The organism is Pseudomonas sp. B7 (assembly GCF_016735645.1).
GTDB classification, from domain to species: Bacteria; Pseudomonadota; Gammaproteobacteria; order Pseudomonadales; family Pseudomonadaceae; genus Aquipseudomonas; species Aquipseudomonas glycinae.
The window spans coordinates 357095-378002 of the sequence record NZ_JAERRE010000001.1; the positions used below are offsets into that span (position 1 = coordinate 357095).

Below are 20908 nucleotides of genomic sequence, written 5' to 3' on the forward strand. Positions count from 1 at the left end.
GTGTACCGGCCGGTACAAACCTCACATACCCACGACACCTTGCACCTTGAGGCTGCATAAGCCGGTACACCCACCGGTTTTCCAGTCCAAGGAGCGAGCCCGATGATCGGTAGCGTCAGCAACTACACGAGCTATACCAGCAGCACCTCCACCCAAAACGCCCGCAGCCAGCAACTGCAAAAGGAACTGTTCGCCAAGCTCGACAGCAACGGCGACGGCGCCGTGGACCAGGACGAACTGGGCAGTGCCCTGTCACAAAAGTCCAATGACGGCCTGCTGATCAGCCTGAGCAAACAATTCGGCGATCTGGACAGCGACGCCAGCGGCAGCCTCAGCGCCGAAGAAATGACCGCCATGGACCCACCTCCACCGCCCCCAGGCGACCAGGCCCCCAACACCGAACTCGCCGACGCCCTGATCAGCGCCCTGGACGCCGACGGCGACGGCGCCATCAGCAGCGACGAACTGAGCAACGGCCTGACCAGCGCCGGCAGCACCGCCGACAGCAGCAAAATCTTCTCGGCCCTGGACAAAAACGAAGACGGCGTCGTCAGCCAGGACGAACTCGCCGCCAGCCTCACCCCACCGCCCCCGCCCCCTCAAGCCACCAGCGACGAACTGTTCAGCCAACTCGATGCCGACGGCGACGGCAGCGTCACCGCCACCGCCACCGAGTTGAGCAGTGCGTTGCAAGCCAGCGACAGCACCTCATCGAACAACACCGACAACGCCGCCGCCCTGCTCAAAGTGCTGGACAGCGACAGCAGTGGAGGCGTCAGCAGCGATGAACTGAAAGCTGCACTGCATGCAGGTCGTGAGCGCCCGGATGACGAACGGACCGCCAGCAATACTCAAACCACTACCGAGGCGCTGAACCGGATGATTGCCAATCTGAGCAAGCAGTACTCGCTCGAAAACACTGCGTCGGTGGGCAAGTATTTGAATGTCGCGACTTGAGATTGGGTGAGGATTTGAGGGACGACTGAGGTTGGACGGGGTAAGTGGTTTGCTTTGACTTGGCGGTGTGTCAACAAAGCGCCCTCACCCTAACCCTCTCCCGGAGGGAGAGGGGACTGACCGAGGTGTTTGGGAGAAGTACGCCGACGTGAAATACCGAGGTGAACTCGGGTTTTGAAACACATAAGTTCACTAATGCCCCCGCCCCCCGCGCCTGCTCCTGCTCCTGCTCCTGCATCGACATTGGCACCAGCACCAGAATCTGCTTTCGCTTTGGCTTCCCACCACTCAACACAATGAGCGTTAGCTCGAGTACCGCTTTTGACGTACCGGCCCCGTTGGAAGGCTGAGTGGAGGGATTTATCCGGGGGTGGGAGCGCAGCGACCGTGCGGCGCAGCCGCATGCATCGAGAGGAGGTGCAGCGAAGCAAACCGTAGGCGATGCCCCCGGATGAATCCCGGAGCGAAGGAACCCCGAGCCTCAGCGAGGGGCCGAACATTGGGGCAAGCCCTTTTGGTTCCTTTTGGGGCGTTTGCCAAAAGGGACTCGCTGTAAAAGCGAAACCGCCAGCGGCAACACCCGAAGAAACGGATATTCACCCAATCCCAAAGAGCCTGGTCGGCCCAAAGGCCGCCAAGTCCAAAGCCTCAAACCCGAGCCTGACTCTTACTCCAATCCGTCAACAAACTATAAGCAACCGCCAAAAGCGTAGGCCCAATAAACAACCCGATAAACCCAAACGCAATCAGCCCCCCAAACACCCCAAGCAACACAATCACCAACGGCAGATTCCCGCCCCGGCTGATCAGATACGGCTTGAGCACGTTATCCACGCCACTGATGATGAACGTCCCCCAGATCCCGAGAAACACCGCCATCCCGTACTCGCCCTTCCAGGCCAGCCACGCCGTGGCCGGAATCCACACCAGTGGCGGTCCCATCGGAATCAGACTGAGCAGGAACGTCACGATCCCCAGCACCAGCGCCCCCGGTACCCCGGCAATCAGGAAACCGATCAGCGCCAGCACCGCTTGCGCCGCCGCTGTACCGATCACCCCGTTGACCACCCGCTGCACCGTACCGGCCACCAGATCGATGTAGTAACCAGCCCGATCACCGATCAGGCGTTCCAGCAGACTGTGCACGAACGCCGCCAGTCGCGGCCCGTCACGGTAGAAAAAGAACACGAAGACAATGCTCAGGGTCAGCTCGAGAATCCCGCTGCCGATCTGCGCACTGCGCGCCAGCAACCAGTTGCCGACCTGCCCCAGATAAGGTTTTACAGTCACCATCAGGGCCGCACCCTGCTGATCGATGCTGTTCCAGATCCCGACAAGACGCTCACCCACCAACGGCACGCCGCCCAGCCAGCTCGGCGCCTCAGGCAATCCGTCGACCTGCACATCCTTGATAAACGCCGTGGCATCGCGCACGTGATCGGCCAGATTGAACCCCAGCCACACCAGCGGCCCCGCCACCAGCAGCATCCAGCCCATGGTCAGCAACAGCGCCGCGAGGGATTCCCGGCCATTGAGCCAGCGGGTCAGCAAGCGCATCAGCGGCCAACTGGCAAACGCCAGCACCGCGCCCCAGAACAGCGCCGACCAGAACGGCGCCATCACCCAGAAACTGGCACCAAACAGCACCAGCAACAGGATCTGCACCAGCAGACGATCATTATTGGGCATGTAAAATCTCGAAAAAAATCAATCAGGCAAAGAGTAGGCGAACACGTCGAGCGTGTCCGCCAAAAACACCTTATCGCAACAGATCGATGCGCAGACCTTCGCCGTCGACACTGCCGGTTTCCATTCGCGCGGCGCGCACGCCCTGCCCGATCAGCGCCTGCCGCCAGGCCTCGGCCTTGGGCCCGGACACTGTCACCCGCAACGTGGTGTCGAGGTTCAGACCACGGGACAGCAAGCGCAGCCAGGTGTCATCCGGATCGCCGGCGAGCTTCGGAAAGTCCAGTTCGCCGGTGCTTTTCAGCTCCCGCAGCAGCGTGGCCGAGGTCGGCAGCAGGTCACCGAGCGGTGCCAGCGCCTCGAACTGTTCGACGTGCAGATAGGCTTTGCGATTGCCCCGGGTGATGCTGTACAGCGCCACCAGCGTGTTGTCGCGCGGGGCCGCGAGCCTCAGCAGCAGATAGGCCTGCTGCTCGTCGGCACCGTACAGCTTGGCATTACCGAACACCTCATTGGCCCACAGGCTGCTCTCGCCGCAATCCCGGGCCTGGCACCAGAACAACAGCTGGGCATCCTGTTTTTGCAGGGCTTCGCGAGCGAGGGTGAAGGCTTCGGTGGCGGAATGTTCCGGCGGCAATTCGTAGGTCACCGAGGTGGTTTGCCCCCGAGCGCTGACCTGGCCGTCGAAACGCAACTGGCCGCTGATCTTGCGGATCGAGCCGAGCGGGTAGATCCGCTCCAGCTCCACGGCGGGGCGATAGTCGACGATCTGCGCATCGGCCACACGCGGCACGATCGGCAGGTCCTGACTGCCCGGCAGGTCGGCAGCGAATAGAAAGGGACTGAAACAGCACAGCGCCAGCAGACTGATAGATCGCATGGACAGGCTCATCGCAGGGGCATGGCCTGGGTGCCTTGAGGGCAGTTCGAAGTCGCAGCGGTGTAGAAATCCATCTTGGTTGTCTCCCATTTCAACCTGCCCAGCCTCGACAGTTGCCGGGAGCAAGTCAAGGAATGGCGAAGAACCGATTGAAACAGTCTGCGACAAGGCCGGCCCCGGCCTCATCGTTCAGGTGCAGATGGTGCCCGCCCGGCAGCTGTTCCCGGTCAAAGGGTAGACGCTCCAGCAGCTCCGAATGTCTGGCCAGCATGCCGTCAGCTGCGACCACCAATTGCGCAGGGCAGGCAATGCGCTGGACGAAAGCCATCGCCTGTTCCTGGGTCAGACGCAGCGGCGACGGCAGGGTCAGGCGGTTGTCGGTGCGCCAGGTGTAACCGCCGGGCACCGGCATCAGACCGCGCTGGGCCAGCAATTCGGCGGCTTCGCGACTGACCGCCACCAGCCCTTTCATCCGCGCCTCGATGGCCCGGTCGAGAGTGTTGTAGACCGGTTTGCGCTTTTCCCGAAGATCGAGCTGCGCCTGTAGTGCCATTCCCATACGCTCGGCGGCGTTCTCGCCTTTGTCGGTAGGAGGAATTACCCCGTCGATCAACGCCAAATGGGTGATGCGTTCGGGCAACGACCCGGCCAGCACCAGCGACACGATTGCGCCCATGGAATGCCCGAGCAGGCCGAAACGTTTCCAGCCCAGTTGCTCGGCGACCTGCAGCACGTCATGGGCGTAATCCCACAGCGCGTAACCGGCGCCGTTCGGCCGGTGCCCGGAATGCCCGTGACCGGCCATGTCCAGCGCCACGATGCGCAAGCCTTTGAGCTTCGGCGCCAAACGCGCGAAGCTGTTGGCGTTATCCAGCCAGCCGTGCAGGGCGATCACCGGCAACCCGTCTTCCGGGCCGAACAGGTGCGCCGCCAGTTCGATATGCGGCAGGCTCAGGCGCACTTCTTCGACGGCGGGGTTCATGCGCAATCCTTGTCTTGCCGGCGCTCCCAGCGATCGAACAGGTTTTTCAGTAATTGAGCGGTGTCCTGCGGGCGCTCAAGCGGAAACATATGGCCGCCAGGCACGGTCAGCGACTCGCCTTGAGGCAGACGGCCGACGAAGCGGGTGTGATGGTTCATCACCACGCGACTCTTGTGCCCGCGCACCACCGCCAGCGGCACTTTCAATTGCCGGGTGTGAGCAGGACTGGTGTGCGGCACGCCGCGATAGATGCTGATCTCGGTTGCAGGATCGAAGCGCAGGCGCAGTTTGTCGCCGACCTTGTGCAGACCGTGCTGCAGGTAGGCATCGAAACATTCCGGATCAAAGCTGCGAAACAACGTCTTGCCGGCAAAATAACCACGGGCACTGTCCAGATCGGCAAACTCTTCGCGCCGCCCCAGCGTGCGGCCGGCCGGGGTCAGTTTGTCGATGAAACCAAAGCGCTTGGCGGCACGGATCACCCATTGATCGGTGCGGGTCAGCACCGGCGAGTCGAGCATCACCACGCCCCGATACAGTTCAGGGCAACGCAGTGCGGCGTGCAAATGCAGCATGCCGCCGAAGGAATGGCCAACACCCCACACCGGTTCATCTTGCTGTTGCAGATGATGGATGAGTTCGTCGACCAGGTGGTACCAGTTGTCACCCGCCGGGAAACGCGGGTCATGGGCGTGTTGTTCCAGATGCGCGACCCGGTACTCGGGCGCCAGCGCCGCGAACAGTTTGCCGTAGGTACCCGAAGGGAAACCGTTGGCGTGGGCGAAGAAGATCGGTTGCGACATACCGGCAAATCCATGAGCGAAAAACAGGCGTTGATTGTCCGTAAGACCGCGTCCCACAGCAATGACCGTAACTGCCAGGAATGATGACAGTCCGGTCAGGGCTATGACGCTCGCGCCATCAACGCGCCGGCGGTTGTTCTCCCAGCGGCACCACCGCCATGGTCAGGCGCGACACACAACTGGCCTTGCCTTCATCGCTGGTCAGGCGAATGTCCCAGACGTGGGTGGTACGGCCGATGTGGATCGGTTTGGCCACCGCCGTGACCCGTCCGCTGCGCAGGCCGCGCAAGTGGTTGGCGTTGATTTCCAGGCCCACGCAATAGAACTTGCTGGCGTCGATGCACAGGTAACTGGCCATCGAGCCGACCGTCTCGGCCAGCACCACCGAGGCGCCGCCGTGCAGCAGGCCGTAAGGCTGGTGGGTGCGATGGTCAATGACCATGCTGGCCGTCAGCGATTCCTCGTCGAAGGACTCGAAGCGAATGTCCAGCACTTCGCCGATGGTGTTTTTCTGGATTGCGTTCAGCTGCTCGATGTTCGGAGTGGTGCGCCACAAGGTCATCGCAGGCTTCCTTTGTTGTTTTGATCGACGCTCAATCCTGCCACAGCACCGCCTCGCTGCGCTCGCTCCATTCTTCGAAGCGTGCTCCGTAGGTGTCTTCGATGATGTTGCGTTTGATTTTCAGGGTCGGCGTGAGGAAGCCGTTCTCCACCGCCCAGCTGTCCTTGACCACCACCAGCCGGCGCAAACGCTCGTGTTTGTCGAGCACGGCGTTGACCTCCTCCAGCAGTTTTTCCAGGCTCGAATGCAGCGGCGCGCGGGGCTCTTCCCGGCCCACGGCGGAAAGAACGCACAACCCCAGCGGTGCACTCAGGCCATCACCGACCACACAGACCTGTTCGATCCGCGAATGCACCGCCAGCCGGTTTTCGATCGGCGCCGGGGCGACGTATTTGCCCTTGCTGGTCTTGAAGATTTCCTTGAGCCGCCCGGTCAGGCGCAAGCGCCCTTCGGCGTCCTGCTCGCCCTTGTCGCCAGTGCGCAGGAAGCCGTCTTCAGTGAGAGTTTCGGCGGTTTTCTGCGGTTCCTTGAAATAGCCGAGCATGTTCGCCTGGCTGCGCACCTGCACTTCGCCGGACTCGTCGATCCGCACTTTGACGTCGGGACACGGCCGGCCAATCCAGCCTTCCTTGTATTGCCCCGGCAGGCAGATGTGCGAATAACCGCAGCTTTCGGTCATGCCGTAGACCTCCAGCACGTCGAGCCCGAGTTTCTGATACCAGCGCAACAGGGTCAGCGGCACCGGCGCCGCGCCAGACAGCGCTACGCGCAAGGCATCCAGCCCCAATCCGGCCAGCACCTTGTGGCCGATCCGTTTGCCGATGAAGGGCAAACCGAGGAGGAAATCCAGACGTTTTGCCGGAATCTTGCTGTAGACCCCCATCTGGAACTTGGTCCAGATCCGCGGCACACCGAACATCGCCGTCGGCCGCGCCCGCTTGAGATCGGCAAGGAAGGTGTCGAGGCTCTCGGCGAAAAACACCGTTTGCCCGGTATAGATCGACGCCAGCTCGACGAACATCCGTTCGGCGACATGACACAGCGGCAAATACGACAGCAGCCGGTCGTTCTCATTGAGGCCGAACAGCTGCGTACCGCGCGTCGTCGCGAATCCGAGATTGGCGAAGCTGTGCATCACGCCCTTGGGCAGGCCGGTGGTGCCGGAGGTGTAAATAATCGTCGCCAGTTGCTCGGCGGCGGGACGTGGATCGTCCTGGATCGGCGAGCTGCGTTGCAGGTCATCCCAGTTGAAATCGAATGTGCCCGGTGGATGCAGCGGCAGGCTGACGGTGGTCAGGCCGGCCGGTACACCCGGCGACATGCCCGGCCAGTCATCGAGTTTGCCGATGAACGCCAGCACGCTTTCCGAGTGGGTCAGCACCTGATTCACCGATTCGGCGGTGAGGTTCGGATAGAGCGGCACCGAAACGTGCCCGGCCATCCAGATCGCCAGATCGGCGATGATCCAGTGCGCGCAGTTTTTCGAGATCAGGGCGATGTGGCTGCCTTGCGGCAATTCCCGGGATCGCAGCCAGTGCGCCGCGCAGCGAGCCTGATGGCCGACGTCGGCCCAGGTCAGTGTCTCGACCTGCCCGCCGCCGATCGGCTGCACCAGAAAACGCTGACGCGGGTGCCGGGCCTCGCGTTCGTAAAACACGTCCAGCGGCAAACGGAAGGCGGAAGACATTCGACTCGCTCCTGTTTTTTGGTCTGGAGCAAGCGTAGTCAACCAAGCAAGTGCTTGGTTGACTATTTCGTACAAAAAATTTCAGGGATGTTTAAGGCTGTTTAGCGTCATCGAACCGATCAGCAACTCGCTATGTTCGAGCTCGGCCAGCCCGGCGGTGCTGACCTTTTCCGGTGGGTAGCCCGCGCCGTGTTGCAGGTAGCTGAGCAAGTTTCCAACCAGCGGATTGTGACTGACCAACAGGACATTGCTCACCGACACCAGTTGTTCAGCAACGCGGTCCGGGTCAACTTCCGGGGTCAGCCACTCGACCGTGCGGATCTCAGGCTCGAATCCAAGGGCTTCGCGCACCAGTTGCGCCGTCTGCTGCGCCCGCAAGTACGGGCTGGCGTAGATGGCGGTCAGCGGCTGGCCGATCAAGCGGGCCGCGCTGCTCAACACTTCCTGGCGACCGTGGGCGGTCAGCTCCCGCTCGGAATCTGGGCGCGAGCCGTAGGGCTCGGCCTCACCGTGACGCAATACCCAGAGTTTCATAGCTTGGGTTCCTCATCCCGAACCGGATGCGGTGCCGGCGCGACGACGTGTGGCGCCTCACCTTCCGGTGTACGCGGCGCCGGCCAGTCGGCGAACGGCCAAGGTTTCTGGTCGCTGTGGAAACTGCCGAAACGACCGATCTGTGCCAGAAACTGGCTCAGGCTGTCGCCGAAATTCATCAGGCTGGCGCTCGGGGCGCCATAGATCAAACGATAGATCAACTGCACCAGCACCACCGCGCCGAGGATGAACTGCGCCACCTGCCAGACCAGGATGTAAACAATCATCCACAACACCCGCAGGAGGATGGATTCATATTTGGCTTCGGTTTTCGGATCGTTCATGGCCTGCTCCCTGCTGAATCAGTTGAAACCACTGGTGGAAATAAAGTCGACATCGGTTTTCGGTTCGGCACGCATCAGCAGACCGATCACCTGCTCAAGCGTGCGCCCTTCGAACAGGATTGCATGCAGTCCGGCGACCAGCGGCATGTACACGCCGACCTCCTGGGCCTTGGCCTTGAGTACTTTCAGGGTGTTGACCCCTTCGGCCACTTCACCCAGGCGCGACACCGCTTCGTCGAGGCTCAAGCCCTGACCGAGGGCGAAACCGACCTGGTAGTTGCGGCTTTTCGGCGACGAGCAAGTGACGATCAGGTCGCCGACACCGGCCAGACCGAGGAAGGTCATCGGGTTGGCGCCCTGATTCACCGCAAACCGGGTCATTTCGGCCAGGGCGCGGGTGATCAGCATGCTCTTGGTGTTCTCGCCCATTTCCAGCGCCACCGCCATGCCGGCGATGATCGCGTAGACGTTTTTCAGTGCGCCGCCCAGCTCCACGCCGAAACGGTCGGCGCTGGCGTAGACGCGGAAAGTGCGGCCATGCAATGCGGCCTGCACGGCTTTGCAGAGTTCTTCATCTTCACTGGCAACCACGGTGGCAGTCAGCGCGTGCTCGGCGATTTCCCGCGCGAGGTTCGGCCCGGACAGCACGCCGATGCGCGCCTGCGGGGCGATTTCTTCGAGAATCTGGCTCATCAGTTTGAAGGTCTGCGCTTCGATGCCTTTGGTCAGGCTGACCAGCATCTTGCCGCTCAGGCGTTCGGCATGCGCCGCCAGCACTGTGCGCAGTGCGCTGGACGGCAACGCGACGAAACACAACTCGCAGGCGTCGAGGGTTTCCTGCAGGTCGGTGACCGCGGTCACGCCGGGCAGAATCTTGATGCCTTTGAGGTAACGCGGGTTTTCGCGATTGACCCGGATAGCCTCGGCCTGTTCCGGGTCACGCATCCACTGCCGGACTTGATGGCCGTTCTCGGCCAACAGATTGGCCACGGCGGTACCGAAACTTCCGCCTCCCAGGACCGCAATCGGGCGCTGTTCAGTCATATGTAATCCGTTAATCCATACCAGTGGCGATGCCGGCATTATACGGAGCGTCCCCTTCTCGGACAGCCCCGGCGTCAATTACCCGCACTTGTAGGAAGAAGACCAATAAAACCGAGGAAAATGCCTGCAACGTGACTGGAAAAGTCGTCGACCTCGGTTAACATGCGCGCCAATTCTTTGCTATCAAGGCAGCGTCGTGTTTTCTGGCCCCCCTTCCCCGCGTTCGTCCCTGCTGCTGGCGCTGCTGTTCAGCCCAATGCTGCTGGCGGACGACCTGTTTGTCGACAGTGAGGCCTTGCCGCAGATCCTGACCGCCACGCGGCTGAAACAGTCGCCGGCGGAAGTCCCCGGCAGCATGACCGTGCTCGACAGCGAACTGATCAGCGCCAGTGGCGCCCGGGACATCAGTGAACTGCTGCGGCTGGTGCCGGGGATGATGGTCGGCAATATCAGCGGCAATCAGGCCGTGGTGAATTATCACGGAACCAACGCCACTGAAGCCCGACGCATGCAGGTGCTGATCGACGGCCGTTCGGTGTACCGCGCCGGTCTGGCGACCGTGGACTGGAGCGACATCCCGGTGGCCATGGAAGACATCGAGCGCATCGAAGTCTTTCGCGGCCCGAACACCGTCAGCTACGGCGCCAACGCGCTGATGGCAGTGGTTAACATCATCACCCGTAACCCGGCGGACAGCCACGGCACGCGGCTGAAGCTGACGCGCGGCCAACGCGGCATCAACGACTTCTACGCCAGTCAGAGTACCGGCTGGAATGGCGGCGATCTGCGTCTGTCGCTGTCCGGCCAGAAAGACGACGGCTTTGACAGCGACCGCACCGGCGCCGATTACCGCGACAACCGCCGCTTGAACCGCTTCAGCCTCGCGGTCAGCCAGACCCTGAGCGACAACCAGAGCCTGGACTGGCAGATCAACGCCAAGGACGGGACCAATCAGCGGCCTTACACCTACCGACCGGTGTTCTCCGGGATTACCGCTGCCGGGAACAATTCCGACGTGGTTGCCAAGGACTATGCCGGTTCGGTGCGCTGGAATCTGGACCTCAATCCCGATCACAGCCTTTATGTGCAAGGTTCTGCGCAACACTGGGATCGCCAGCAAACCTGGCGCGCCTGTGACGCCGAAGTGTCGTTCAGCCCGCAATTGACGGAGCTGTGGCAACTCAACCCGAACTACACCGAGCGCTTGGCGCGCAACATGACGCTGTTCACCGGCCCCGGCGCACCCGCCGGTACACCGCAGGAAATGGCCCTGGCCAATCAAGTGCTGGACCAATGGCGCAACGGCGCTCGCCAGACCCTGTGCGGCGACATCGACCAGAGTGCCCGGGAATCGCGCTACGACCTGGAATTGCAGGACACCCTCAGCCTGTCCGATAGCCTGCGTCTGGTCAGCGGCCTGAACTATCGTTACGACCGGGCCGATTCCGAGACCTATTTCAACGGCACGCTCGATGACACCACGTGGCGCGCCTTTGGCCAACTGGAGTGGCGCGCCAGCGAACACTGGTTGTTACAGGGCGGCGCCATGTTCGAAGACACGCAATTGATCGGCAGCTCACTGACGCCCCGGTTTGCGATCAACTACCTGTTCAACCCGCGCCACAGCCTGCGAGCGGTGTACTCGGAAGCCATCCGTTCGCCGGACATGTTCGAGAACAACGTCAACTGGAGTTATCAGGTGACCAACCTGCGGCCCGCCGCCTATGGCCAGTCTTCGGCCCGCTACTTCGTCAAGACCCGGGGCCCCGGCGATCTGGACCAGGAGCACATGCGCTCGCGGGAACTGGGCTACAACGGCTATTTCCCGGAGTGGGGCCTGGCGCTGGATGTGAAGCTGTTCTACGACGAAATCACCGGGATGATCAGCGAGCCGCTGCGCAACAATCAGTACATCGCCAGCAACGCCAACGACTCGCGCTTTCGCGGCACCGAAACGCAACTGGACTGGCGCCTGAGTGCGGCCGACCGCTTACGCCTGACCTACGCCTTCGTCGACGCCGAGGCGAGCAACCCGCTGGATCAGCAATTCACCGCACGCAACAGCGGTTCGGCGGGCTGGCTGCGCGATTGGGGCCACGGCTGGAACAGCGCCCTCTTCTACTACGGTGACAACGCGCTCAACGGTTACCGCTTCGAGCGGGTCGACACGCGGATCGCCAAACGCATCGCCCTGGGCAAGGCCCAGCTGCAACTGGCCGGCGTGCTGCAACAACGCCTCGACCATGAGCCGACCACGTTCGTCGACAACAATTACGACGAACGCCGCGTGGTGTATTTCAGCGCCGAGCTGGAGTTCTAGATGCGTTACGCCATGTCACGGAAGATGCCAACGCTCGGCCAATGGCTGGCCGGGCTGTGTCTGTTCCTGACGGCGTGGCTGCATGGCGTGGCGGTGCAGGCGGCCGACATTCTGCTGACTGGCGCCGAAGAAAGCCCCGGCGTGCAGTCCTTCGTCCAGGCACTGAGCGAACTGCGCCCGACCGACCGCGTGCATTTCCAGCCGCTGGCCAGCCTGCCGGCGCCGGGCAAGTTGCCGTCGAGCCTGCGCCTGATCCTGCTGGATCTGCCGAGCCTCGACTGGCGCATGCAGGAAAGCCAGGGCCCGGCGACGTTGGTGCTGCGCATCAGCCGCCTGCAGGCCCGGCAACGCTTCGGCGACGCGCAACCACCCCACTTGAGCCTGCTGTGGGCCGATCCGCCGCTGAGTCGTCAGCTGCAACTGATCAGCCGGATTCTGCCCCAGGCTGGACGAGTGGGCGTGCTGTTCGATCAGCACAGCGAGTTCCTGCTCAAGGAGCTGCAATCGGCCGCCCAGCCGCTGAAGCTGCAAATCGTCCCACAGCGCTGGGACAACACCCACGACAGCCGTCCCTTGCAGACAGTGCTGAAAAACAGCGACGTGTTGCTGGGCCTCGACGACCCTGACCTGTACAACCCGAAAACCGCGAAGAACCTGTTGCTCAGCAGTTACTCTCGGCAACTGGCGCTGGTCGGGCCGAATGTCGCTTTCGTTCGCGCCGGCAGCCTGGCCAGTACCTACAGCGATCAGAACGACTGGCTGGCCGTCCTCGACGAGTTGCTGGACCGGCCACCGGCCACCTGGCCGCGCACGCTCTATCCCGGGCGTTTTAAAGTCTCAAGTAATGCGCAGGTGGCTCGTTCCTTAGGGATAGAACCGATCAATGAAGCGTCTGTCGCCGCAGAGCTGGCCGAAGGAGAGCGCCGCCCATGATTTTCCGCCGTTGGGACATCAACACCCGCACCCAGTTGATCAGCCTGGGCCCTGCGCTGTTGCTGACCTTGCTGCTGATCAGCTTTTTCACCTTTGTGCGCATTCAGGATTTGCGTCAGGAGCTGAACCACACCGGCCAACTGATCGCCAACCAGCTCGCACCGGCCACCGAGTACGGGGTGATTTCCGGCAACAACGAAGTGCTGGAAAGCCTGCTCAAGGCCACGCTGGCCACGCCGAACGTGCGGTTTCTGGAAGTGCAGGACAGCGCCAATCGGATTCTCTCTTACGTCGAACAGCCGGCGGATGCGCACAATCGTCCGCATCAGGTCGAAGTGTTCCAGGCGCCGGTGCGGCTGCAACGCATCGCCTTGCACAACGATTTCTTTCAGGACGGCAAGAGCAGCCCCGGCGTGGCCAGCGAGGACTATCTGGGACGGGTGATCGTCGGTCTGTCGAATGACGCGTTCAGTCAGCGCCAACAGGAAATTTTGCTCAAGGCCGGGATTCTCGCGTTGTTCGCCCTGCTCTTCACGTTCGTCCTGGCGCGGCGGCTGGCCGGCAGTCTGTCGCAGCCGATTCGCGACATCGGCAATGCGGTCAAGGCGATTCAGGACGGCGATTACAAGACCCCACTGCCGATTGTAGACGACACCGAACTGGGCGCCCTGTCCCAGCACATCAACAACCTGGCCCAGGCGCTGGAACAGGCCAGCCGCGAGCAGCATCAGGCGATGGCGCAACTGATCCAGACCCGCGAAGAGGCCGAGAAAGCCAACAACGCGAAATCGGATTTCCTGGCGATGATGAGCCATGAACTGCGCACCCCGATGAACGGTGTGCTGGGCATGCTGCAATTGCTCGAAACCACCGACATGACTGAGGAGCAGGTCGAGTACGCGGCGCTGGCTTCCGAGTCCACCGAGCATTTGCTCAAGGTGATCAACGACATTCTGGATTTCTCGCGCATCGAGCGTTCGGAACTGGAGCTGGAGCACATTCCGTTCAACCTCGCCGAAGTGATCGGCGCCTGCGCCCAGTCGTTCCAGCACAGCGCGGCGCAACGCGGGTTGGCCCTGCAGCTGCGAATCCCCGAAGACTTGCGCGACTTGCAGGTCCAGGGCGATCCGACGCGGATCCGGCAGATTCTGGTCAACCTGGTCGGCAATGCCTTGAAGTTCACCGAACAGGGACGCGTCAGCATCGAGGCGCAGTGGCAGTCGCTGGATCACGAGTTGCTGTGGTTCACCTGTGCGGTGCGTGACAGTGGCATCGGTATTTCGCCGGAGAGCCTGGAGCTGATGTTCAACGCGTTCCAGCAGGCTGACAGTTCGATTTCCCGTCGTTATGGCGGCACCGGCCTGGGCCTGCCGATTGCCCGCACGCTCGCCGAACGGATGGGCGGCACCTTGCGCGCCCAGAGTGAAGAAGGTCGCGGCTCGGTGTTCACCCTGGAAATACCACTGGCCCTATATAAGCAGGCGCTGCCCGCGCTTGCCGCACCGCGCACATTGAACGGTGCAAGTCACGGCGAAGGCCGAAATGTGCTGCTGGTCGAGGACAACCCGGTCAACCAGACGGTGATCGAAGCGATGCTGCGCAGCCTGGGCTTTACCGTCAGCGTCGCCACCGATGGCGTGCAGGCGGTGCGCAGTGCCGGGGACAACCGTTTCGAAGCGATTCTGATGGATTGCCGCTTGCCGCTGATCGACGGTTACGAAGCGACCCGGCGGATCCGGCAGCTGCCCGGCTGCGGCCAGGTGCCGATCATCGCCCTGACCGCCAATGCTTTACAGGGCGACCGGGAAAACTGCCTCGCGGCGGGCATGAACGATTACCTGGCCAAGCCATTCAAACGCAATGATCTGCAGCAGATTCTGCAGCGATGGGTGCAGTAACAGGGCCCTTTCGAGCATCTGCGACTGGCGTGAAAAGCGAAAGTGCGGCAGTCTTAGGCACCCGAACGAGCCTCAAAAGGGGCTTGATTAAAAATTTCAGTGCACAAGTGTACATTCATGTCCTTGGTGCTGTGACTTTCACCACAACGCAATAGTCTATGAGTAGGCTGCCGGTTCGAGGCATGAACGCGTCGATCGGCCGGGAAGATTTGCCCCACCTGCCGCATGGGATTATTGAGGAGCTCGCATGACCAAACAAAACGCCTTTACTCGGGAAGACCTGCTGCGCTGCAGTCGCGGTGAGCTGTTCGGCCCAGGTAACGCGCAACTGCCCGCCCCGAACATGCTGATGGTGGATCGCATCACCCTGATCAGCGAAGAAGGCGGCAAGTACGGCAAAGGTGAATTGGTCGCCGAGCTGGATATCAACCCTGACCTGTGGTTCTTCGCGTGCCACTTCGAAGGCGATCCGGTGATGCCGGGCTGCCTGGGTCTGGACGCCATGTGGCAACTGGTCGGTTTCTTCCTGGGCTGGCAAGGCCTGCCGGGCCGTGGCCGTGCGCTGGGTTCGGGCGAAGTGAAATTCTTCGGCCAGGTCCTGCCGACCGCCAAGAAAGTCACCTACAACATTCATATCAAGCGCGTCCTCAAGGGCAAGCTGAACCTGGCCATCGCCGACGGTTCGGTGACTGTCGACGGTCGCGAAATCTACACCGCCGAAGGCCTTCGCGTCGGCGTGTTCACCTCCACTGACAACTTCTAAGGGTTATTCGCATGCGCCGCGTCGTTATCACTGGTCTGGGCATCGTTTCGTGCCTGGGCAATGACAAAGAGACCGTCTCCGCTAACCTGCGTGCAAGCCGCCCTGGCATCCGGTTCAACCCGGAATACGCCGAAATGGGTCTGCGTAGCCAGGTTTCCGGCTCCATCGACCTCAACCTTGAAGAGCTGATCGATCGCAAGATCTATCGCTTCGTCGGCCACGCAGCGGCTTACGCCTACCTGGCCATGAAAGACGCCATCGCCGACTCCGGTCTGACCGAAGAGCAAGTGTCCAACCCGCGTACCGGCCTGATCGCAGGTTCCGGCGGCGCGTCGACCCTGAACCAGATGGAAGCGCTGGACATCCTGCGCGAGAAAGGCGTCAAGCGCGTCGGCCCATACCGTGTAACGCGGACCATGAGCAGCACCGTTTCGGCTTGCCTGGCCACGCCGTTCAAGATCAAGGGCCTGAACTACTCCATCGCTTCTGCCTGCGCCACCAGTGCTCACTGCATCGGTACCGCCATGGAACAGATCCAGATGGGCAAGCAGGACATCGTGTTCGCCGGCGGCGGTGAAGAGGAGCACTGGAGCCAGTCGTTCCTGTTCGACGCAATGGGCGCTCTGTCCAGCAAGCGTAACGACACCCCGGAACAAGCCTCCCGCGCCTACGACGCCGACCGTGACGGTTTCGTCATCGCTGGCGGTGGCGGCATGGTCGTGGTCGAGGAGCTGGAACACGCTCTGGCCCGTGGCGCGAAAATCTACGCGGAAATCGTTGGCTACGGCGCAACGTCCGACGGCTACGACATGGTGGCCCCGAGCGGCGAAGGCGCGATCCGCTGCATGCAGCAGGCGCTGTCCACCGTCGATACCCCGATCGACTACCTGAACACCCACGGCACTTCGACTCCGGTCGGCGACGTCGCGGAAATGAAAGGTGTGCGTGAAGTATTCGGCGACAAGGCCCCGGCCATCAGCTCCACCAAGAGCCTGTCGGGTCACTCCCTGGGCGCCGCCGGCGTTCACGAAGCGATCTACTGCATGCTGATGATGGAAGGCAACTTCATCGCCGGTTCGGCCAACATCGACGAACTGGACCCTGAAGTGGCCGATCTGCCGGTGCTGACCAAGACCCGCGAGAACGCCACCATCAACACCGTGATGAGCAACAGCTTCGGCTTCGGTGGCACCAACGCCACCCTCGTGCTGAAGCGCTGGGAAGGCAAGTAATTCCCTCCCGCTGAGCCGCACATGAAAACGCCCCGACCGGTTCGGGGCGTTTTTTTTCGCTTGGAGAAAGGCATTTTCAGCGGCGCCAAGATGAAACGTTTGTCATGCAACTTACCGCCCTGCGACTGAATGTCGCGGATTCCGCGGGCTCCAGCGCTGTTGCAGATTTCGCAAGAATACATTGCACGAATCGGACATTTACTTAGCAGGCTAACAAAATCTATAAAAGAGGCCTGCACACGCCTTGCTGCAGATAACTTGAGATTTGGAGCTAGCAGATGACTGTAAAAGTAACTGAACGCGACGATTCACACATGTCCCATGAAGGCGTAGCCGCCGGCGTACGGATCTGGGATGTGCATCAACAAGACTTGCTGGTCGGCATGTTCCACAACGAGATCGACGCCCACAACTACAAGGCCGAACTGGAACTGCAGGAACGCCAGCGGGATCTGAAATCCGCCTGAAGCAAAACCACAGCATTGAAAACGACAAACCCCGCCATGAGCGGGGTTTGTCGTTGTTGGGTGCTTCAGGGCCGCTTCGCAGCCAGACGAGACCCGATTACCACATCAGATCATCAGGGATCACATAGGCCGCGTACGGATCGTCCTCGGCATTGACCTCTTCAACCTTCTCGTTGAGCTGCACGATGCGCTGTGGATCGCGCTCCTGGATCTTCAGGGCCGCCTCACGAGGAATCACTTCGTAGCCGCCGGCATGGTGCACGATCGCCAGCGAGCCGCTGCTGAGCTTGTTGCGCATCAGCGTGTTGACGGAGATGCGCTTGACCTTCTTGTCGTCGACGAAGTTGTAGTAGTCCTCGGTCGTCAGCTTCGGCAGACGCGAGACTTCGATCAACTGCTTGACCTGCGCAGCGCGGGCCTTGGCCTCGGCCTTCTCCTGCTGCTGACGGTTCAGCTCCTGATCGCGCTTGACCTTCTCGGCCATGGCTTCCTGGGCGGCGCGCTGCTGGGAGTCATCCAGTTCGATCTGGCCTTTGTGGGCCAGACGCTGTTGTTTCTGTTTGTCTTTGCTGACCTGCTTGGCCTGCTTTTGGTTGACCAGCCCTGCTTTGAGCAACTGGTCGCGAAGGGAAAGGCTCATTGATGCTTACTCACTTGGGCAACGGCTCAGCCGCAGCTGGGCAAATTCTTTTCCTGACGTTTGGCTTCGCCCCACAGGGCGTCCAACTCTTCGAGGGTGCAATCTTCCATGGGTCGATGGGTGTCGCGCAATGCCTGTTCGATAAAACGGAAACGTCGCTCGAACTTGGCGTTGGCGCCACGCAATGCAGTTTCCGGATCGACCTTCAGGTGCCGGGCCAGATTGACCACCGAAAACAGCAGGTCGCCGATCTCGTCCGCCACCGCTTGCGGGTCATTTTCGGACATGGCTTCGAGCACTTCATCGAGTTCTTCGCGGACCTTGTCCAGCACCGGCAACGCATCCGGCCAGTCGAAACCGACCTGCCCTGCGCGCTTCTGCAACTTGGCCGAGCGGGACAGTGCCGGCAACGCAGCCGGCACATCGTCGAGCAGTGACAGTTGCTGCGGCTCGGCGGACTTCTCGGCACGTTCTTCGGCCTTGATCTCCTCCCAGCGCTGCTTGACCTGCTCTTCGTTCAAACGTGGCACGTCCAGCGGCGCATACAGATCGCCGGTCGGGAATACGTGCGGATGACGACGAATCAGCTTGCGCGTGATGCTATCGACCACCCCGGCAAATTCGAACCGCCCCTCTTCCCGCGCCAGCTGGCTGTAATACACCACCTGAAACAGCAGATCGCCCAACTCCCCCTGCAAGTGGTCGAAGTCGCCGCGCTCGATGGCATCGGCGACTTCGTAAGCCTCTTCAAGGGTGTGCGGGACGATGGTCGCGTAAGTCTGCTTGATGTCCCACGGGCAACCATACTGCGGGTCGCGCAGACGATTCATCAGGTGCAGCAGGTCTTCAAGGCTGTAGATCGGTTTCATGGAGTCCGGTTACGCCGCGTTTCGATGATGTTCGGCAACTGGGAAATCCGCCCCAGCAACCGCCCCAGCGCGTCCAGACCCGGAATCTCGATGGTCAGGGACATCAGCGCGGTGTTGTCCTCCTTGTTCGAGCGGGTGTTGACCGCCAGCACGTTGATCCGCTCGTTGAGCAGCACCTGCGAAACGTCACGCAGCAGACCGGAACGGTCGTAGGCGCGGATGACGATGTCCACCGGATAGGTGAGCACCGGCACCGGCCCCCAGCTGACCTGGATGATCCGCTCCGGCTCGCGCCCGGCCAGTTGCAGCACCGAGGCGCAGTCCTGACGGTGAATGCTCACGCCACGGCCCTGGGTGATGTAGCCGACGATCGCATCGCCCGGCAACGGCTGGCAGCAGCCGGCCATCTGGGTCATCAGGTTGCCGACGCCCTGGATCTGGATGTCGCCGCGCTTGCCCGGCTTGTAGCCGGTGGCCTTGCGCGGGATCAGTTCCAGCTGTTCGTTGCCGCGTTCCGGCTCGACCAGCTGTTGCGCCAGGTTGACCAGTTGCGCCAGACGCAGGTCGCCGGCCCCGAGGGCGGCGAACATGTCTTCGGCGGTTTTCATGTTGGCCTTGTCGGCCAGCTTGTCGAAATCCACCGCCGGCAGGCCGAGGCGATTGAGTTCGCGCTCGAGCAGGGTCTTGCCCGCCGCGACGTTCTGGTCGCGTGCCTGCAGCTTGAACCAGTGCACGATCTTCGCCCGCGCCCGGGACGTGGTGACGTAGCCCAGGTTCGGGTTCAGCCAGTCGCGGCTTGGGGTGCCGTGCTTGCTGGTGATGATCTCGACCTGCTCGCCGGTCTGCAGGCTGTAGTTGAGCGGAACGATGCGCCCGTTGATCTTCGCGCCACGGCAGTTGTGACCGATTTCGGTGTGCACGCGGTAGGCGAAATCCAGCGGCGTCGCGCCCTTCGGCAAGTCGATGGCGTGACCGTCCGGGGTGAAGATGTAGACCCGATCCGGCTCGATATCGACCCGCAACTGTTCGGCCAGACCACCGATGTCGCCCAGCTCTTCGTGCCACTCGAGGACCTGACGCAGCCAGGAGATTTTCTCTTCGTAGTGATTGGAGCCGGACTTGACGTCGGTGCCCTTGTAGCGCCAGTGCGCGCAGACGCCGAGCTCGGCCTCTTCGTGCATCGAATGGGTCCGGATCTGGACTTCCAGCACCTTGCCTTCCGGGCCGATCACCGCTGTGTGCAGCGAGCGGTAGCCGTTCTCTTTCGGGTTGGCGATGTAGTCGTCGAACTCTTTCGGGATATGCCGCCACAGGGTGTGGACGATGCCGAGCGCGGTGTAGCAGTCGCGCATTTCCGGCACCAGCACGCGCACCGCACGCACGTCATAGATCTGGCTGAATTCCAGCCCCTTGCGCTGCATTTTGCGCCAGATCGAATAGATGTGTTTGGCCCGACCGCTGATGTCGGCTTCGACGCCGGTGGCTTGCAGCTCGTCCTTGAGCTGGGTCATCACATCGGCGATGAAACGCTCACGATCCAGCCGCCGTTCATGCAGCAGCTTGGCGATCTGTTTGTATTGATCGGGTTCCAGGTAACGGAAGGACAAGTCCTCCAGTTCCCATTTGATATGGCCGATGCCGAGTCGATGCGCGAGCGGCGCATAGATGTCGAACACTTCCCGGGCGACCCGGTTACGTTTTTCGTCGTCGGCGGTTTTCACTGCACGGATCGCGCAGGTGCGTTCGGCGAGCTTGATCAGCGCGACACGCACGTCGTCGACCATCGCCACCAGCATCTTGCGCAGGTTTTCCACCTGGCCCTGGGTGCCGAGCACCATCGACTGGCGGGGGCTGAGGCTGGCACTGATTGCCGCCATGCGCAGCACGCCGTCGATCAGCTTGGCGACCACCGGGCCGAAGCGCTGGCTGACCGCCGCGAGTTCGATCTGGCCTTCGCGCACGCCGCGATAGAGAACCGCAGCCACCAGCGAATCCTGATCGAGCTTGAGGTCGGCAAGGATCTCGGCGATCTCGAGGCCAGTGCTGAAACTGCCGCTGCCTTCGGACCAGAGATTCTTCGCTGCATTGGACTGTTGCTCGGCCTGGCGAGCGTACTCGCAGGCCTCTTTCAAGGCTTCGCGATCCAGTGCCAGATCGACACTGACCGCATGATCGAGCCAAGCCTCGAGATTGATACTGCCGTCAGTGTTGATCGGCTGGTGTGCTCTCACCTGTACCATCTTGCTTTACCTTCCCTACGACGCAGATTCAATGCGTCAAATCACTGACCGTCAATGCCCGTTCGCG

At 61.7% G+C, this 20908-nt stretch carries 19 protein-coding genes; 7 read left to right on the forward strand and 12 right to left on the reverse strand.

What is annotated here, in order from left to right; all coding sequences use genetic code 11:
* Positions 1-102 precede the first annotated feature (102 nt).
* A complete protein-coding gene (xopAW, locus tag JKA62_RS01780; protein WP_201815935.1) occupies positions 103-957 on the forward strand; it encodes a XopAW family type III secretion system calcium-binding effector in 855 nt (284 codons plus the stop codon).
* 648 nt (positions 958-1605) lie between these two features.
* Here the strand turns inward: xopAW and JKA62_RS01785 are convergent.
* The 9 genes from JKA62_RS01785 to JKA62_RS01825 all read right to left on the reverse strand — a co-directional run bounded on the left by JKA62_RS01785 (position 1606) and on the right by JKA62_RS01825 (position 9479).
* Complete coding sequence (locus JKA62_RS01785; RefSeq protein WP_011335470.1) at positions 1606-2646, reverse strand: AI-2E family transporter; 1041 nt, start codon at positions 2644-2646, stop codon at positions 1606-1608.
* 70 nt (positions 2647-2716) lie between these two features.
* Positions 2717-3523 carry a DUF4892 domain-containing protein gene (locus JKA62_RS01790; RefSeq protein WP_007957816.1) on the reverse strand — a complete coding sequence of 269 codons (807 nt, stop codon included), beginning with the start codon at positions 3521-3523 and terminating at the stop codon, positions 2717-2719.
* A gap of 127 nt (positions 3524-3650) precedes the next feature.
* Positions 3651-4505 carry an alpha/beta hydrolase gene (locus JKA62_RS01795; RefSeq protein WP_201815937.1) on the reverse strand — a complete coding sequence of 285 codons (855 nt, stop codon included), beginning with the start codon at positions 4503-4505 and terminating at the stop codon, positions 3651-3653.
* Positions 4502-5308, reverse strand: a complete 807-nt coding sequence (locus tag JKA62_RS01800; RefSeq protein ID WP_085683559.1) for an alpha/beta fold hydrolase — start codon at positions 5306-5308, stop codon at positions 4502-4504. Before JKA62_RS01800 ends, JKA62_RS01795 begins: the two co-directional genes overlap by 4 nt.
* 118 nt (positions 5309-5426) lie before the next feature.
* Positions 5427-5870: a hotdog fold thioesterase gene (locus tag JKA62_RS01805; protein WP_007957810.1), complete on the reverse strand. Its 444-nt coding sequence runs from the start codon at positions 5868-5870 to the stop codon at positions 5427-5429.
* Positions 5871-5901: 31 nt separating this feature from the next.
* Positions 5902-7557, reverse strand: a complete 1656-nt coding sequence (locus tag JKA62_RS01810; RefSeq protein WP_201815938.1) for an AMP-binding protein — start codon at positions 7555-7557, stop codon at positions 5902-5904.
* Between the two features lie 81 nt (positions 7558-7638).
* Positions 7639-8091 carry a phosphohistidine phosphatase SixA gene (gene sixA, locus JKA62_RS01815; protein WP_085655763.1) on the reverse strand — a complete coding sequence of 151 codons (453 nt, stop codon included), beginning with the start codon at positions 8089-8091 and terminating at the stop codon, positions 7639-7641.
* Entirely contained in the window at positions 8088-8435 is a 348-nt protein-coding gene (locus tag JKA62_RS01820; protein ID WP_011335474.1) for a DUF4389 domain-containing protein, read from the reverse strand. The genes sixA and JKA62_RS01820 overlap by 4 nt, the downstream gene beginning before the upstream one ends.
* A gap of 18 nt (positions 8436-8453) precedes the next feature.
* Positions 8454-9479: an NAD(P)H-dependent glycerol-3-phosphate dehydrogenase gene (locus tag JKA62_RS01825; RefSeq protein ID WP_041475401.1), complete on the reverse strand. Its 1026-nt coding sequence runs from the start codon at positions 9477-9479 to the stop codon at positions 8454-8456.
* Positions 9480-9735: 256 nt separating this feature from the next.
* Here JKA62_RS01825 and JKA62_RS01830 point away from each other — a divergent pair, with 256 nt between their 5' ends.
* The 6 genes from JKA62_RS01830 to JKA62_RS01855 all read left to right on the forward strand — a co-directional run bounded on the left by JKA62_RS01830 (position 9736) and on the right by JKA62_RS01855 (position 17092).
* The gene (locus JKA62_RS01830) at positions 9736-11799 is read left to right on the forward strand and encodes a TonB-dependent receptor domain-containing protein (protein WP_236676427.1); all 2064 of its coding nucleotides are present in this window, start codon (positions 9736-9738) and stop codon (positions 11797-11799) included.
* Positions 11800-12732, forward strand: a complete 933-nt coding sequence (locus JKA62_RS01835; RefSeq protein ID WP_201815942.1) for an ABC transporter substrate-binding protein — start codon at positions 11800-11802, stop codon at positions 12730-12732.
* A complete protein-coding gene (locus JKA62_RS01840; protein ID WP_201815943.1) occupies positions 12729-14630 on the forward strand; it encodes an ATP-binding protein in 1902 nt (633 codons plus the stop codon). Before JKA62_RS01835 ends, JKA62_RS01840 begins: the two co-directional genes overlap by 4 nt.
* A gap of 247 nt (positions 14631-14877) precedes the next feature.
* The gene (gene fabA, locus JKA62_RS01845) at positions 14878-15393 is read left to right on the forward strand and encodes a 3-hydroxyacyl-[acyl-carrier-protein] dehydratase FabA (RefSeq protein ID WP_003227150.1); all 516 of its coding nucleotides are present in this window, start codon (positions 14878-14880) and stop codon (positions 15391-15393) included.
* A gap of 11 nt (positions 15394-15404) precedes the next feature.
* Positions 15405-16625, forward strand: coding sequence for a beta-ketoacyl-ACP synthase I (fabB, locus tag JKA62_RS01850; RefSeq protein ID WP_007957797.1), 1221 nt, complete (start codon positions 15405-15407; stop codon positions 16623-16625).
* A 278-nt stretch (positions 16626-16903) separates the two neighbouring features.
* A complete protein-coding gene (locus JKA62_RS01855; protein WP_007957795.1) occupies positions 16904-17092 on the forward strand; it encodes a hypothetical protein in 189 nt (62 codons plus the stop codon).
* A 97-nt stretch (positions 17093-17189) separates the two neighbouring features.
* Here the strand turns inward: JKA62_RS01855 and JKA62_RS01860 are convergent, their stop codons facing one another.
* Genes JKA62_RS01860 through relA form a run of 3 tightly spaced genes read right to left on the reverse strand, consistent with a single transcriptional unit; the run spans position 17190 to position 20841 of the window.
* Positions 17190-17732 carry a DUF2058 domain-containing protein gene (locus JKA62_RS01860; protein WP_011335479.1) on the reverse strand — a complete coding sequence of 181 codons (543 nt, stop codon included), beginning with the start codon at positions 17730-17732 and terminating at the stop codon, positions 17190-17192.
* A gap of 26 nt (positions 17733-17758) precedes the next feature.
* Positions 17759-18592, reverse strand: coding sequence for a nucleoside triphosphate pyrophosphohydrolase (mazG, locus tag JKA62_RS01865; RefSeq protein ID WP_041475600.1), 834 nt, complete (start codon positions 18590-18592; stop codon positions 17759-17761).
* Between the two features lie 5 nt (positions 18593-18597).
* Positions 18598-20841: a GTP diphosphokinase gene (relA, locus tag JKA62_RS01870; protein WP_007957789.1), complete on the reverse strand. Its 2244-nt coding sequence runs from the start codon at positions 20839-20841 to the stop codon at positions 18598-18600.
* Positions 20842-20908: the final 67 nt, after the last annotated feature.

Excerpts from the sequence above, each read along its gene's own strand:
- xopAW (WP_201815935.1), top strand. The coding sequence starts at position 103 with ATGATCGGTAGCGTCAGCAACTACACGAGCTATACCAGCAGCACCTCC.
- JKA62_RS01785 (WP_011335470.1), bottom strand. The coding sequence starts at position 2,646 with ATGCCCAATAATGATCGTCTGCTGGTGCAGATCCTGTTGCTGGTGCTG.
- JKA62_RS01790 (WP_007957816.1), bottom strand. The coding sequence starts at position 3,523 with ATGCGATCTATCAGTCTGCTGGCGCTGTGCTGTTTCAGTCCCTTTCTA.
- JKA62_RS01795 (WP_201815937.1), bottom strand. The coding sequence starts at position 4,505 with ATGAACCCCGCCGTCGAAGAAGTGCGCCTGAGCCTGCCGCATATCGAA.
- JKA62_RS01800 (WP_085683559.1), bottom strand. The coding sequence starts at position 5,308 with ATGTCGCAACCGATCTTCTTCGCCCACGCCAACGGTTTCCCTTCGGGT.
- JKA62_RS01805 (WP_007957810.1), bottom strand. The coding sequence starts at position 5,870 with ATGACCTTGTGGCGCACCACTCCGAACATCGAGCAGCTGAACGCAATC.
- JKA62_RS01810 (WP_201815938.1), bottom strand. The coding sequence starts at position 7,557 with ATGTCTTCCGCCTTCCGTTTGCCGCTGGACGTGTTTTACGAACGCGAG.
- sixA (WP_085655763.1), bottom strand. The coding sequence starts at position 8,091 with ATGAAACTCTGGGTATTGCGTCACGGTGAGGCCGAGCCCTACGGCTCG.
- JKA62_RS01820 (WP_011335474.1), bottom strand. The coding sequence starts at position 8,435 with ATGAACGATCCGAAAACCGAAGCCAAATATGAATCCATCCTCCTGCGG.
- JKA62_RS01825 (WP_041475401.1), bottom strand. The coding sequence starts at position 9,479 with ATGACTGAACAGCGCCCGATTGCGGTCCTGGGAGGCGGAAGTTTCGGT.
- JKA62_RS01830 (WP_236676427.1), top strand. The coding sequence starts at position 9,736 with ATGCTGCTGGCGGACGACCTGTTTGTCGACAGTGAGGCCTTGCCGCAG.
- JKA62_RS01835 (WP_201815942.1), top strand. The coding sequence starts at position 11,800 with ATGCGTTACGCCATGTCACGGAAGATGCCAACGCTCGGCCAATGGCTG.
- JKA62_RS01840 (WP_201815943.1), top strand. The coding sequence starts at position 12,729 with ATGATTTTCCGCCGTTGGGACATCAACACCCGCACCCAGTTGATCAGC.
- fabA (WP_003227150.1), top strand. The coding sequence starts at position 14,878 with ATGACCAAACAAAACGCCTTTACTCGGGAAGACCTGCTGCGCTGCAGT.
- fabB (WP_007957797.1), top strand. The coding sequence starts at position 15,405 with ATGCGCCGCGTCGTTATCACTGGTCTGGGCATCGTTTCGTGCCTGGGC.
- JKA62_RS01855 (WP_007957795.1), top strand. The coding sequence starts at position 16,904 with ATGACTGTAAAAGTAACTGAACGCGACGATTCACACATGTCCCATGAA.
- JKA62_RS01860 (WP_011335479.1), bottom strand. The coding sequence starts at position 17,732 with ATGAGCCTTTCCCTTCGCGACCAGTTGCTCAAAGCAGGGCTGGTCAAC.
- relA (WP_007957789.1), bottom strand. The coding sequence starts at position 20,841 with ATGGTACAGGTGAGAGCACACCAGCCGATCAACACTGACGGCAGTATC.